Origin of the sequence: Hyalangium minutum (genome assembly GCF_000737315.1) — a bacterium.
Lineage (GTDB): Bacteria > Myxococcota > Myxococcia > Myxococcales > Myxococcaceae > Hyalangium > Hyalangium minutum.
This window is the reverse complement of record NZ_JMCB01000029.1, coordinates 23,746-37,143: the sequence shown is the minus strand read 5'-3', so window position 1 is coordinate 37,143 and position 13,398 is coordinate 23,746. Positions and strand designations below refer to the sequence as shown.

12 protein-coding genes are annotated in these 13,398 nt (G+C 69.6%); 6 read left to right on the top strand and 6 right to left on the bottom strand.

Going from position 1 to position 13,398, the window contains the following annotated elements:
- Positions 1–5 precede the first annotated feature (5 nt).
- From DB31_RS45805 to DB31_RS42010, 3 genes are all read left to right on the top strand, one after another.
- A complete protein-coding gene (locus DB31_RS45805) occupies positions 6–2,699 on the top strand; it encodes an ATP-binding protein (RefSeq protein WP_052420678.1) in 2,694 nt (897 codons plus the stop codon).
- Between the two features lie 63 nt (positions 2,700–2,762).
- Positions 2,763–3,734 carry a nicotinamidase gene (locus tag DB31_RS42015; protein WP_044198984.1) on the top strand — a complete coding sequence of 324 codons (972 nt, stop codon included), beginning with the start codon at positions 2,763–2,765 and terminating at the stop codon, positions 3,732–3,734.
- Positions 3,731–5,317 carry an ArnT family glycosyltransferase gene (locus DB31_RS42010; protein ID WP_240487246.1) on the top strand — a complete coding sequence of 529 codons (1,587 nt, stop codon included), beginning with the start codon at positions 3,731–3,733 and terminating at the stop codon, positions 5,315–5,317. Before DB31_RS42015 ends, DB31_RS42010 begins: the two co-directional genes overlap by 4 nt.
- A 15-nt stretch (positions 5,318–5,332) precedes the next feature.
- On the opposite strand, the gene DB31_RS42005 is transcribed toward DB31_RS42010, so the two are convergent.
- The 4 genes from DB31_RS42005 to DB31_RS41990 are packed head-to-tail and all read right to left on the bottom strand — an operon-like array spanning position 5,333 to position 8,552.
- Positions 5,333–6,517 (bottom strand): glycerate kinase, encoded by a 1,185-nt coding sequence (locus DB31_RS42005; protein ID WP_044198982.1) that lies wholly within the window; start codon positions 6,515–6,517, stop codon positions 5,333–5,335.
- Positions 6,514–6,858, bottom strand: coding sequence for a hypothetical protein (locus DB31_RS49395; RefSeq protein ID WP_157232430.1), 345 nt, complete (start codon positions 6,856–6,858; stop codon positions 6,514–6,516). Before DB31_RS49395 ends, DB31_RS42005 begins: the two co-directional genes overlap by 4 nt.
- Positions 6,855–7,340, bottom strand: a complete 486-nt coding sequence (locus DB31_RS41995; RefSeq protein ID WP_044198979.1) for a YkgJ family cysteine cluster protein — start codon at positions 7,338–7,340, stop codon at positions 6,855–6,857. Before DB31_RS41995 ends, DB31_RS49395 begins: the two co-directional genes overlap by 4 nt.
- A gap of 51 nt (positions 7,341–7,391) precedes the next feature.
- On the bottom strand, positions 7,392–8,552 hold the full coding sequence (locus DB31_RS41990) for a class I SAM-dependent rRNA methyltransferase (protein WP_044199064.1): 1,161 nt from the start codon (positions 8,550–8,552) through the stop codon (positions 7,392–7,394).
- Between the two features lie 125 nt (positions 8,553–8,677).
- Here DB31_RS41990 and DB31_RS41985 point away from each other — a divergent pair, with 125 nt between their 5' ends.
- Positions 8,678–9,166: a hypothetical protein gene (locus DB31_RS41985; RefSeq protein WP_240487245.1), complete on the top strand. Its 489-nt coding sequence runs from the start codon at positions 8,678–8,680 to the stop codon at positions 9,164–9,166.
- A gap of 51 nt (positions 9,167–9,217) precedes the next feature.
- A complete protein-coding gene (locus DB31_RS41980) occupies positions 9,218–9,748 on the top strand; it encodes an FxsA family protein (protein ID WP_044198975.1) in 531 nt (176 codons plus the stop codon).
- Between the two features lie 18 nt (positions 9,749–9,766).
- On the opposite strand, the gene DB31_RS41975 is transcribed toward DB31_RS41980, so the two are convergent.
- Positions 9,767–10,294 carry a GNAT family N-acetyltransferase gene (locus DB31_RS41975; RefSeq protein ID WP_044198973.1) on the bottom strand — a complete coding sequence of 176 codons (528 nt, stop codon included), beginning with the start codon at positions 10,292–10,294 and terminating at the stop codon, positions 9,767–9,769.
- 73 nt (positions 10,295–10,367) lie between these two features.
- Here DB31_RS41975 and DB31_RS41970 point away from each other — a divergent pair, with 73 nt between their 5' ends.
- A complete protein-coding gene (locus tag DB31_RS41970) occupies positions 10,368–11,345 on the top strand; it encodes an MBL fold metallo-hydrolase (RefSeq protein ID WP_044198971.1) in 978 nt (325 codons plus the stop codon).
- A 104-nt stretch (positions 11,346–11,449) separates the two neighbouring features.
- On the opposite strand, the gene DB31_RS45800 is transcribed toward DB31_RS41970, so the two are convergent.
- A complete protein-coding gene (locus DB31_RS45800; protein ID WP_169787167.1) occupies positions 11,450–13,357 on the bottom strand; it encodes a thrombospondin type 3 repeat-containing protein in 1,908 nt (635 codons plus the stop codon).
- Positions 13,358–13,398 lie beyond the last annotated feature (41 nt).

Below are 13,398 nucleotides of genomic sequence, written 5' to 3'. Positions count from 1 at the left end.
TCCCTGTGGCGCTCCGCTCCTCCATCACCTTCAAGCTGATCGGCTACCTGCTGGCCGTGAGCGTGGCGCCGTTGCTCATCTTCGGCGTGACGTCCTACGAGCTGGCGCAGCGGGCCATGCTCCAGCTGGCCAGCGAGTCCAACGCGCGGCTGCTGGCGGACCAGCGCGACTACCTGCTGCTGCAGTCGGAGCAGCTGGCGAGTCTGGCCACCAACATCGCGGGCGTGGAGGACATCGGCAACGCGCTGGCCTCGGCCGAGGTGAACGACAGCTATTCGGCATTGGTGACGCAAGCGAAGGTGGGCTACATCCTGAGCGGCTACAGCAGCCTCAAGGGGCTGGTGTCCATCGATCTGTTCACCCCGCAGGGCCAGCACTTCCACGTGGGAGATACGCTGGACACCTCCACGGTGCTCACGGAGCTGAGCAAGCGGCTGTACGCGGCGACGCTGGCCTCGAAGCAGTCCATCGTCTGGCACGGGGTGAAGGACAACGTGAACGCGGCCTCGGCCCACCGCAAGGTGCTGGTGGCCACGCGGTTGATCCGGCGGGTGGATCCGGCGCACCTGGAGCCCGAGCCGGTGGGCATCGTCGTCATCAACTCGTCCATCTCGCACCTGTACGAGCACTTCCTGGGGCTGGACCTGGGGGTCGGCAGCTACCTGATGGTCGCCGACAACGAGGGGCGCCTGCTGTTCCACCCGGACAAGAGCCTGATCGGTGAACCCCTGCTGCTCGAGTTCCAGAGGCTGCTGGCGGGGGCGAGCGGCACCGTGGCCCTGGAGCTGGGAGGGCAGGAGGTGCTGCTCAACCACCTGCGTGTGGAGGAGCTGAACTGGCAGGTGATCAGCATCGTGCCGCACGCCACGCTGACAGCGCCCATGGCGAAGATTGGCAACGCGTGGTGGGCCGTCCTGGTGGCGTGCTTCGCCGCGATTGGCGCGGTGGCGGTGCGCTACTCGCGGCGGGTGGTGGAGCCCATCCGCGCCATCTCCGGGGGCTTCCAGGACATTCAGGAGGACCGTCTGGACCGGGTCCGGCCGCTGTCACCGGCGCCCACGGAGGATGAGATCTCGGAGATGGTGAGCTGGTTCAACGCGTTCCTGGACAACCTGAACGCGCGGCGGCGCTCGGAGGAGGAGCTGAGGCAGGCGAAGGAGGCGGCCGAGAGCGCCAACCGGTCCAAGGGCGAGTTCCTGGCGAACATGAGCCACGAGATCCGCACGCCGATGAACGCCATCCTGGGGATGACGCAGCTGGCGCTGGAGGCGGAGTCTCCCCAGGAGCGGCGGGACTTCATCCTGAAGGCGCGGCGCTCGGCGCAGTCGCTGCTGGGGATCATCAACGACATCCTGGACTTCTCGAAGATCGAGGCAGGCAAGCTGGAGCTGGAGAGCGTGCCGCTGTCCTTGAGTGAGCTCGCCGCCGAGCTGGCGGACGTGTTTGCCAGCTCGGCGCGAGACAAGGGGCTGGAGCTGCGCTTCGAGATGTCTCCTGAGCTCCCGAATGCCCTGTCGGGAGACCCGCTGCGGCTGCGGCAGGTGCTGCAGAACTTGATCAGCAACGCGCTGAAGTTCACCGACTACGGCCAGGTGGTGGTGCGAGGGCAGCCGGTGTCTACCGAGGGAGACCGGGTGGTCTGCCGGTTCACCGTGAAGGACACGGGCATCGGCATCGCGGCCGAGCACCTGCCGCGCCTCTTCCAGTCCTTCTTTCAGACGGACAGCTCGGTGACGCGCCGCTACGGAGGCACGGGGCTGGGGTTGGCCATCAGCAAGCGGCTGGTGGAGATGATGGGGGGCCGCATCGGCGCGGAGAGCGCGTCTGGGAGGGGCAGCTGCTTCTGGTTCGAGCTGCCCCTGGCCCGGGTCTCCGGCAACGAAGTCCCCAGAGGAGAGCCGGAGCCCTCGCTCCCGCGGGGGGCGAGGATCCTGCTGGTGGAGGACAACCCGCTGAACCAGGAGGTGGCGCTGCACTTCCTGAGGAAGGCGGGGCTGGAGGTGGTGGTGGCGGAAAATGGCGCTGAGGCCCTGGAGCGTGTGGCTCAGGGCCGTTACGACGCGGTGTTGATGGACTGCCAGATGCCGGAGATGGATGGATACGAGGCCACGCGGAGCATCCGCGCGATGCCCCAGGGCTCCCAGTTGCCCATCATCGCCATGACGGCCAATGCGCTGGCGGGCGATCGCCAGCGCAGCTTGGACGCGGGCATGAACGATCACCTGAGCAAGCCGATCGATGCCAGCCGGCTCTACCAGACGCTGGCGAGGTGGCTCGCGCAGCCCTCGCGAGGCGAGGCGCCGCGGGAGCCATCCCCTGCCGAGGAGTCTCGCACGATGAACCGCCCGGATCCGCGGCATGTGAACCTGGACGACGCGCTGGCCAACCTGGACGGGGACATGGCCCTGTACCGGCGGGTGGTGGGGCTGTTCCTGGTGGATGCGCAGGTCTGCTGGAAGCGCTTCCAGGCAGCGGTGGCGGCGGGGGACCGTGAGACGGCCACCCGGGCGATCCACACCTTGAAGAGCTTGGCGGCCAGCGTTGGCGCCGAGGCCCTGAGGGACCACTCCCGGACGCTGGAGGCGGCCTCGAGGGAGGGAGACGCGCCCGCCGTCAAGTCAGGGACTCCCGCGGTGGAGCAGGAGCTGGGGCAGGTGCTGGCGGCGCTTCAGGCCTTTCTGCAGGCTTCCCCCGGGTAGTGGCCACCTGGCCCGGTATGATGGAGTGAACGCCCGCTTGGGAAGCCACCTTCGGAGAACGCCATGTCCCTGCCCATTCCCCGCTTTCATGAGGACGCTCGCGCGGGGCAGCTCTACCTCGAACGTGCCGCTGACGTGGCCAAGGAGGCCCGGCTCTATGCCGAAGCGAACCGCATCCGCCCCGCCCGCGAGGACAAGGTCCGCATCGCCGCCTTCGGCATCGACGTACAGGTGGCTTTCTGCACCCCCGGCGCCAGCCTCTTCGTCCCCGGAGCCGTGGAGGACACCCAGCGCACCCTTCGCTGGCTCTACGCGAACCTGGGGCGCGTCACCGAGCTCGTGTTCTCGCTGGATACCCACCGGGTGTTCCAGATCTTCCACCCCTCGTGGTGGCAGGACGCGGGCGGGCAGCCGCCTCCGCCGCTCACGGTCATCACCGCCGATGACATCCGCCAGGGCCGCTGGCGCCCCACGCGCCACCCGGAGGAGAGCCTCGCCTACTGCGAGCGGCTCGAGACCAGCGGCAAGTACGTGCTCACCGTGTGGCCGTTCCACGCGCTGCTCGGAGGCCTGAGCCACTCGTTGGTGCCCGCCATGTACGAGGCCAGCTTGTTCCACGCGCTCGTGCGCGACACGCCCACCTGGTTCGAGCTCAAGGGCGAGCACCCGCTCACGGAGAACTACTCCGTGCTCTCGCCCGAGGTGACCGAGGTGCGAGGCCAGAAGGTCGGTGAGTTCAACACCCGCCTCTTCGACCACCTCATGTCCTTTGATCGTGTGTACGTGTTCGGGCAGGCCAAGTCCCACTGCGTGCTGTCCACGCTGAGGGACCTGCGCCAGCACATCGAGCGCACGGATCGCTCGAAGATGGGCCGCGTCGTCATCCTCGAGGACGCCATGAGCCCGGTGCCCGCGCCGCCGCTGGATCCGCTGCCGGCCGCGCTCGACTTCCCGCGCGTGGCGGATGAGGCGGTCCGCGAGTTCCAGCAGGCGGGCATGCGCGTGGCGCGGACCACGGATCCCCTCGACGTGTGAGCCAGGTTCCTCGCTGGGGGATCGTGCTGGCTGTGGCGCTCTGCGTGCGCGGGGCGTACCTGCTCACCGCGCACGGCCCGGCCTTCGAAGCGCCGCTGATCGACGCGGACTACTACGACTTCCTGGGCGAGCAGCTGGCGCGCGGGCAGGGCTTTCCCGAGGGGCCCTTCTGGCAGCCGCCGCTGTACCCGATGCTGCTGGGCGCCCTGTACTGGCTCGGTGGGCACAGCTTGTGGTGGCCGAGGCTGCTGCAGGCGGTGCTGGGCTCTCTCACCGCCGTGCTCGCCGCGAGGGTGGCATGGCGCCTCTCGGGCCGCCCGGCGGTGGAGCTGATCGCGGGGCTGCTGGTGGCGCTGCATGGGCCGCTCGTCTTCTATGACGGGGAGCTGCTGTCCACCTCGCTCGGCACGTTCCTGGGCGCCGCGGCGCTCTGGCTCGCCGTGCGCGAGCCTCCCTCCGGGTGGATGGCGCTGGCGTGTGGGGCGTGCATTGGCCTTGGGGCGCTCGCGGTGGCGCCGCTGCTGCTGCTCCTGCTTCCGCTGGGCTGGGCGGTGGCGCGGAGCCGGCCGATCCGAGCCGCGCTCTGTGTCGTGGCCTGTGCCGCCCCGGTGCTCTGGGCCACGGCCTTCAACCACTCCCGCACGGGAGAGTGGCTGCTCATCTCCGCCAATGGAGGCATCAACCTCTGGCTGGGCAACAACGCGGACGTGGACCGGAGCATGGCCATCCGTCCGGGTGCGGCCTGGGAGGCGCTGGTGGATGAGCCCTCGCGCCAGGGCTTCCATACGCCCGGCGCCCAGGATCGCTACTTCACGCGGAAGGTGTTCGTCTTCTGCCGCGAACAGCCTCTCCGCTGCGTGAGCAACCTTATATGGAAGGCCCGGCTGCTGCTCGTGGCCCGCGAGCTGCCTCGCAATGAGGACCTCTATGTCGTGCGCTCCCAGTCCCCGGTGCTCTGGGCGCTGACCGCGAGGCCTGGGGGCGTGGCGCTGCCGTATGCGCTGCTGTGGCCGCTCGCGGCGGTGGGCGGCGTGGCGCTCTGGCGCAAGCGGAAGGAGGGCGCCGAGCAGGCCCGCAGAGCGCTCACCGTGGCGGGGACCGCGCTCATGCTGGCGGCTCCGTCCATTGTCTTCTTCGTCTCCGGCCGCTACCGCGCGCCACTGGCGCCGATGCTGTGCGTGCTCGCGGCGCTGGGGCTCCTCGTGCTGTGGGAGTCGCGCGGGGCTGCGCGCGCTGTGCCCGTGGGGGTGGCGCTGGCGGTGCTCGGGCTCTCTCTGTGGCCCGTGCGGCTCGCGGTGGACTCCGTGAACTTCGAGGCTGAGCTTCAGTACGCGGTGGGTGGACGCCGAGCCCGGCTCGGGGACGATGCAGGGGCCGTGGAGGCGTGGCGGCTCGCCGTGGAGCGCAAGCCGGACTACCTGGAGGCGGGCTTCAACCTCGGGCTTGCGCTGGAGCGCCTGGGACGGCCCGAGGAGGCGGTCCGTGCCTACCAGTCCCTGCTGCGCTGGTACCCCAGCGAGCCTCTCTTGCGGGAGCGGCTGGCCCAGCTGCGCGACGCCGCGAACGGTGGTGCCAGCCCCTGAGGCCTGGTCCTCTCGCTACATCGAACCGCCAGAGCCCAGGTGCTCGTCCCCGGCTTCCCGGTCGTGGCCGCGATCCCGTTCGTCGTGCGGCTTCATGTGCCGGGCGGTGGAGGCCCAGCGCGCGGCGGCCTCCCGGAGCGCCCGCACCGCGGCCTCCTTGTCGAACGGCGGACTGCCCAGCTCGATGATCTCTTGGAACAGCGTGGTGTCCAGCCCCTCCTCGTGGACGGTCGAGCCCACGAAGAGCACCACCGGCTTGCCCAGCTCCTTGGCCGTGCGCGCCAGGGCGGCCGGCCCCTTGCCCAGGGTGGTCTGCCGATCGAAGCGCCCCTCGCCGGTGAGCACCACGTCCGCCACCGCCACTCGCCGCTCCAGCCGGAGCCCATGGGCGACCAGCCGGTACCCGGAGGCGATGTTCGCCCCCGCCAGCACCGCCAGCCCGTACCCGAGCCCTCCGGCCGCTCCCGCGCCCGGCACCCGGATGAACTCGGGCGCGAGCCCCTGCGCGAACCAGGCCAGTGCCTCCTCCAGCTGCTCCACCGTCTGAGGATCCGCGCCCTTCTGCGGCCCGAACAGCTGCGAGGCGCCATTGGGGCCCAGCAGCGGGGCCGTCACGTCCGTGGCCGCCAGCAGCTCCACCTCCGTGAGCCGGGGGTGCCGCTGGGTGATGTCCACGCGCGCCATCTGCCGGAGCGCGGCGCCACCCGGAGGCAGCAGCTGGCCCTGCGCATCGAGAAAGCAGTAGCCCAGCGCCGTGAGCGCCCCGGCCCCGCCGTCGTTCGTCGCGCTGCCACCCATGCCGACGATGATCCGCGAGCAGCCCGCATCCAGCGCCGCGCGGATCAGCTCCCCCGTGCCATACGTGGACGCGCGCCGGGCATCCCGCTCCTCGGGGCGCAGCAGCGACAGCCCCGAGGCCGCGGCCATCTCGATGATCGCCGTCCGTCCGGACTCCAGCAGCGCCCAGGCTGCCTGGACCGGAGCGCCAAGCGGGCCCTGCACGGTGAGGACCCGTTGCTCTCCAGCGCCTCCCGCGAGCAGCGCGTCCACGGTACCGGGCCCGCCATCCGCGAGCGGCGCGACATCGAGGAGGACTTCGGGAGCGGCTTCCTGGAGCCCGGCCTGGAGAGCCTCGGCCACCTCGGAGGCGGTGAGAGTCCCCTTGAACTCCTGAGGGGCAACGAGCCAGCGAAGCGTCACGGGTCGGTCTTCGCTTCCTTGGTCGGCTCCACCGTCACCTGTCCGGGCAGGGACAGGGCGACACATTGGCTCTTGAACCCGTCCTCCACGCACTGCTCATGGTCCTTGCACCGGCCGCGGCAAGGCAGGGCGACGCAGTAGCCCGTGTTGGGATCGCACGTGGTGCCCGGGGCACACGCTGAGAAGCACCCGCCCTGTGAGCGCGACACGCCCGAGGCAGCCACCGCCACGGTGGTGTTGATGATGGCCGCAGCTACTGTGTTCGAGCCTCCGCTGGCGCACCCCGCCAGCAGCGCCAGCAACGCCCCTGCAGCCCACGTCTTCCATGAACGACGGCTCATGATTGCTCCTCCGAGGAGAGGGCCTCGGTGTGCCACTCCAGTAGGGGCCGCGGCCCTGTCAGGCCCGGCCTCACGCGTTGAGAGACAGCCTCGAGCCGCCGCAGCAGCGCATCGACCGTCTCCACGGGCTGGCGAGCGGGGCCCCGGATCCGCTCGCAGAAGAAGGTGCGGCAGCCAAAGGGCCGATCCGCGTAGGCGGTGCACCGCAGGCCCGAGGCATCCAGGTACGGGCAGCCCCCATCCGCGCGCTTCGGTGGAAGCGGACGGTGAGCGGAGAGCAGCTTCCACTCCGGGTACCAAAGCCACGGCTGGCGCTGAGTCTTCGCGAGCTGGCAGCACTCGCCGCTGGCGGGGCAGGAGAAGGGGGCGTAGGCGGCATCCGCCTGCCGGTAGATGGCACGCAGCTCGCTGAGGGCGCGCGCCTCGGCGATCGCCGAGGTGGCAGGGGCCTGCTCCTCATCGTCCCAGTCGCGCGCTCGCATCCGCAGTCCCTTTTTCTCACACCGGGGGGGCCGCGGTCGAATGCGGCGGGCTCACAGCACCCGCAGGACGAAGCACTTCAGGTAGCGCGTCTCCCGCAAATTCAGGAGTACCGGGTGATCCTTGCCCGCACCCCGGCGCTCGATGATCTGCACGCGCCGGCGCGCATCGGCCGCAGCGGAGGCCAACATGTCCTCGAAGGCCTGCTCATCCACGTGGTACGTGCAGCTGGCGGAGATGAGGTAGCCGCCGGGGCGGAGCAGCTGCATGGCGCGCAGGTTGATCTCTTTGTACCCGCGAAGCGCGGCTGCCACGGCATCCTTGTTCTTCGCGAACGAGGGTGGATCCAGGACGATGGTGTCGTAGCGCTTGCCCTCGTCCACCGAGTCGCGGAGGAAGTCGAAGGCGTTGGCGACGACGACGTCCAGGTTGGTGAGGCGGTTGGCGGCGGCGTTGTCGCGCAGCTGGGCGCTGGCGGCCTCGGAGATCTCCACGGCGGTGACGCGCTGGGCGCGGGTGGCGAGCTGGAGCGCGAAGCCGCCCACATAGGAGAAGCAGTCCAGCGCCTCGCCGAAGGCGTACTGCGAGGCCATGACGTGGTTCTCGCGCTGGTCGAGGAAGGCGCCGGTCTTCTGGCCCTCGAGCAGATCGGCGCGCATGCGCACGAGGCCCTCGTCGAAGGAGACGGGGCCGGGCAGCTCGCCGCGCAGCACGGTCTTCTCGGGCTGCAGGCCCTCCAGGGCGCGCACCCCTACATCCGAGCGGTTGACGATAGCGCGGGGGGAGAACAGCTCGGTGAGCAGATCGGTGATGAGCTCCTTGCGGGCCTCCATGGCGGGCACGAGGAACTGCACGCTGAGGTAGTCCCCGTAGCGGTCCACCACGAGCCCGGGGAGCTGGTCCGCCTCGCCGTGCACCACGCGGTAGGTGCGCTCGCCGGGGAGGGCTTTGCGGCGCAGGGCATCGGCCGAGACCAGGCGCTGGCGGAAGAAGTCCACGTCGACGGGGATGTCCTCGTAGGAGAGCCAGCGCAGGGAGATCTTCGAGTGCTTCGAATAGAAGGCCTTGCCGATGAACCAGCCGCGCCCGTCGGTGACGCGCACCACCTCGCCGCCGGGGAGGCCAGGGTCACCGTTGAGGTCGGCGCGGTAAATCCACGGGTGGCCAGCCTGCCAGCGCTCGACGCCGCGGCGCAGGAGCTGGACCTGGGGGATGGGGGCGGCCTCGGCCGTGCTGGGGGCGGGGGGGCCTTCCGCTCTTCTGTCCGGGCGTGGTGGGCATGGTCGTGGCGCGGCGTATACTGCCAACCCGCGTGAGATACGAGCTGCTCCTTCAGACAATGGTTCCCGGGACGCCGTATGACAGCACCCGGGTGGACGCCCTCCTTGGGGAGAAAGGGGCGGTCGCTCGCCCCGACGGGGTACGGGTGTGGCGCCTCAAGAACGGGGACGTGGAGGTGAGCGAGCTGCGCGAAGGCGGGCAGCTCGTCGCCACGGAGCTGCGCATCCCGCTGTCGGACCGGATGGATCTGGCCCGCGAGGTGGTGGAGGAGGGCGCGGCGCTGGCCGCGGCCGCCGAGGTGCGCCTCGTGGATCCGCAGCTGGGCCGGGCCCTGAGCGCCAATGACGCGGGCGCGGTGGCGGACCAGTTCCTGCGCACGGCGCGCTACGCGGGGGAGATGATGGGGGTGTCCGAGGCGGTGGCCGCCAGCTACGCCGCGCCGCCGGAGGGGATGCCCACGGGGCTCAAGGTCCTGCTGGTGATTGGCGGAGGGTTCTTCCTGCTGTACCTGCTGGTCGACAAGCTGCTGAGTCAGATGGGAGGCTAGAGGCTGGACGTAAGGGCGGAAAAAGCAGCGGCGGCGCATTAAAGAGGGGGCGTGTCGAAATACCTCTTCCTCGCGTTGGCCCTGCCGTTCGTGGAGCTGTACCTGCTGCTCACCGTGGGCAGGCAGCTCGGCGTGGCACCGACATTGGGGCTCCTCCTGGCGGCGGGCCTGATGGGCAGCTGGCTGGCCAAGAAAGAAGGCCTGCGCGTGCTGCGCAAGTGGCAGACGGCGCACGCCGAGGGGCGAGTCCCCGAGGAAGGCCTGGTCAGTGCCGCACTCGTCTGGGTGGGTGGGGTGCTGCTCATCATCCCGGGCTTCGTGACGGATGCGATGGGGCTCTTCCTGCTGCTGCCTCCGGCGCGGCGGTGGCTCTCCAGGCGTTTCCGCCGTGGGGTCGAGCGCCGCATGCAGCAGGGGACGCTGCGGGTGACCCCCTTCGGAGGAGCCGTCCACCCGGAGCGTGCCCCCGGGCCGCCGCGCCCCACGCTGGAGGAGACGGTGGGGGAGGGGGCCTCCAGACCTCCCCGGAAGGCCCTGGGCGAGGAAGAGGCCGAGTTCACCGAGGAAGGCCCCAAGCCCTGACGGCCCACCGCGCTTCGCTCAGAGGTGCTTGTAGAAGACCGTCGTCCCGCAGAACTCGCCCGTGGGCAGCAGGGCGTACTTGGGGATCTCGCCCACCCGCTGCCACCCGGCCCGCGCGTAGAGCCGCTCCGCGTCGCTCCCCGTCACCGTGTCCAGCACCAGCACCGTCTTGCCCTCCTTGCGCGCCTCGTCGTCGATGGCCTCCATCAGCCGCTGAGCTACGCCGCGGCGGCGGGCCTTGCGGTGCACGAGCATCTTCGCCACGTCGCCTCGGTGCGGCTGGTTGTCCGGCATCGCGAGCACCAACTGCACTGTGCCGATGAGCTGCTCCTCTCCGTCCTCGGCAACGAGCAGCACCCGCTCCCCCCGCGCGACGCCAGCGGCGACACCTCGCCAGAACGCCACGGCCTTCTCGCGAGGCAGCGGCCACAAGAAGCTCACGGACGCGCCGCCCTCGACGCAGTCGAGCAGCACATCCGCCAGCGCCTCCACAGAGGCGGCGGCCTCGCTGGCGCTGAGCCGCCGCACGTTCACATCCTGGATCATACGGAATTTGGGTCCCACCCACGGAAAACTGGAGGATAACGCGGACGCAGTCCTTCACCCGTGGAGACTCACCATGAAGATGCGTTCCTCCCCTTGGCGCGCCGCGGTTGCTGCGGCCCTCACCGCCGCGAGCGGCGCCGTGCTCGTCCCTGCCTCCGCTCTGGCCGCCGCGCCCCAGGTCAAGACCCAGGCTCCGGGCTACTACCGCATGATGCTCGGTGACTTCGAGATCACCGCCCTGCTCGACGGCACCGTCGACCTGCCGTTCGACAAGCTGCTGACCAACATCAAGCCGGACCCGCTCAACAAGGCCTTCGCGCGTGCGGGCCTGAAGTCGCCCGTGGAGAGCTCCACCAACGCCTTCCTGATCAACACCGGCTCCAAGCTGGTGCTGGTCGACACGGGCGCTGGCAACCTCTTCGGCCCCACGCTGGGCAAGCTCCAGAACAGCCTGAAGGCGGCCGGCTACCAGCCGGAACAGATCGATGCCGTGCTCATCACCCACCTGCACCCGGACCACCTGGGCGGTCTGGTCGCCGGTGACAAGCTCGCCTTCCCCAACGCCACCCTGCACCTGGCCAAGGCCGAGGCGGACTTCTGGACCAACGCCGAGAATGCGAAGAAGGCCCCCGCCGAGGCGCAGTCGATGTTCCAGCAGGCCTCGACCATGCTCACCCCGTACTCCACCGCTGGCAAGCTCAAGCCCTTCGAGGGTGACACCGAGCTGGTGCCCGGCATCAAGGCCCTCAACACCCCCGGCCACACCCCGGGCCACAGCGTCTACTCCGTGGAGAGCAAGGGCCAGAAGCTGGTGCTGTGGGGCGACCTGATGCACATCGCCGCCGTGCAGTTCCCCGACCCGTCGGTCACCATCCAGTTCGACAGCGACTCGAAGGCCGCCTTGGCCCAGCGCAAGAAGGCCTACGCGGACGCCGCCAAGAATGGCTACTGGATTGGCGCTGCCCACCTCCCGTTCCCGGGCATCGGCCACATCGCTCCCGAGGGCAAGGGCTACGTCTACTTCGCGGCTCCTTACACCAACAAGTTCTAGCGCGGTGCGCGCCGCTGTGACGGCGCTGCACGCAGGCCGCTGAAAGCGAAGGGGCCTCCGAGAGGAGGCCCCTTTTTTCATGCTTGGCAGTGGAGCCCGGGGCCTCAGCGGGCGAAGCGGCGGCGGGCGCGCAGGGCGAGACCGGCCAGCGCCCACAGCATCAGGCTCGAGGAGCCGATGGGTCCTGCGCCGCAGCCGCCGCCGCAGCCGCCAGCTCCCCCTCCACTTTCGTCGCAGGCATCCCCCACGCCGTCGCCATCCGAGTCCAGCTGATCGGGGTTGGCCACCAGCGGGCAGTTGTCCGTGGCATTGGCGACGCCGTCCTTGTCGGTGTCGTTGTCCACGTCGCAGACATCCCCCTTGCCGTTCCCGTCGCTGTCAGCCTGGTCCGTGTTGGGAATGAATGGGCAGTTGTCCCATTCATCGGCCACGGTGTCGTTGTCATCGTCCGAGTCGCAGGCGTCGCCCTGCTCGTCTTTGTCAGCGTTGGCCTGATCCGGGTTGGGGACGAGAGCGCAGTTGTCGGTGACGTCGGGCACGGTGTCGTTGTCACTGTCGGTGTCGCTGTCGCAGGCATCGCCGATGGAGTCGCCGTCGGTGTCGCGCTGGTCGGTGTTGGCGACGAGGGGACAGTTGTCCTGCGGGTCCGCGATGCTGTCGTTGTCGTCGTCCGAGTCGCACGCATCGCCAATGGAGTCGCCGTCGGTGTCGTGCTGGTCGGCGTTGGATTGGGACGGGCAGTTGTCGGACAGGTCCGCCGTGCCATCGTTATCGTTATCGGGATCGCAGGCGTTGCCCAGGCCGTCGGCGTCCGAGTCGGTCTGATCCGCATTGGGGTGGAGAGGGCAGTTGTCCTGGCCATTGGGCAAGGCGTCGTTGTCGGCGTCGGGGTCGCAGGCATCGCCCTGAGCGTCATGGTCCTGGTTCTCCTGGCCCGGATTGGGGACGGTGGGGCAGTTGTCGGCGGAGTTCGGCACGTTGTCGTCGTCGATGTCCGGATCCTCGCAGTAGTCCGGCTGGCCGTTGCCGTTGGTGTCCGGAGCGCCTGTGAGGGTGAACACCTCATGGGTGGTGACGGACGTGCCCGTGCTTCCACCCAGGGTGCGCAGGCGGCAGTGGGTCACGGTGGCCCCCAGCTCGCGGCGCGCCGTGGGGAACCCCGTGAGGGAGGTCCACTCCTGGGTGTTCACGTTGAACATGTAGACGGTGTCGAAGAGGGGCGTGCTCTCGTTGTTGTAGGAAGTCGATCCGCCGAGCACGAAGAACCGGCTGCGATCCGTCGAGACGGCTTGGCCGAACGAGTTCGCTGCCGCCGGCATGGCCGGGCCCGTGGTCCACGTGTTGGTGGTGGGGTTGTAGATGTAAGTCCCCGCGGTCGCGGCGGAGGCGTCCTGGCCGCCCACCACGTAGAAGCGCCCGTCCGAGCCCCGGAAGGCCCCATGCTGCCTGCGCCCTCCGGGCATGCTCGCGCCCGTTGTCCACGTGTTGGTGGAGGGCGTGTAGATCTGCGTCACGGCGCTCGCGGACCCATTGGTCTCTCCACCGAAGACGTAGAGCTTGCCGTCCGATCCAAAGTCGCCCCGCGTCTCCCACTGCGGCGTGGGCATGGAGGCCAGGGGAGCCCACGTGTCGGTGCTCGGGGTGTACGCGTAGACCGCTCCGATGCTGCCCCAGCCCGCGAAGCCTCCGTAGACGTAGATGCGGCCATCCGGTCCCAGCGATGCGCCCATGCCGCGGTTGTTGATGGGAAGGGGCGCGCGGGTGATCCAGGTGTGGGTGACGGGATCGAACTCGTCGTGGGCGTTGGTATCGAAGGCGCCGCTGTCGCCCCCGCCGATCGCGTGGATGCGGCTGGTGGCATCGGGGATGATCACGCCCTGGGTATGGGCGTGAGGCAGGGCCGTCCCGGGGGTCCACTGAGCACTGGCGGGAGCCGAGAGCAGCAGGCCCAGGGCCGCCAGCAAAGAGGAACAGACAGCGGAGATCCGAGAGGAGGAGGAAGAACGTCGCACTCGTGCGGTCCTTTCAAAAGAGGCGGCGGGACCGTAGAGGA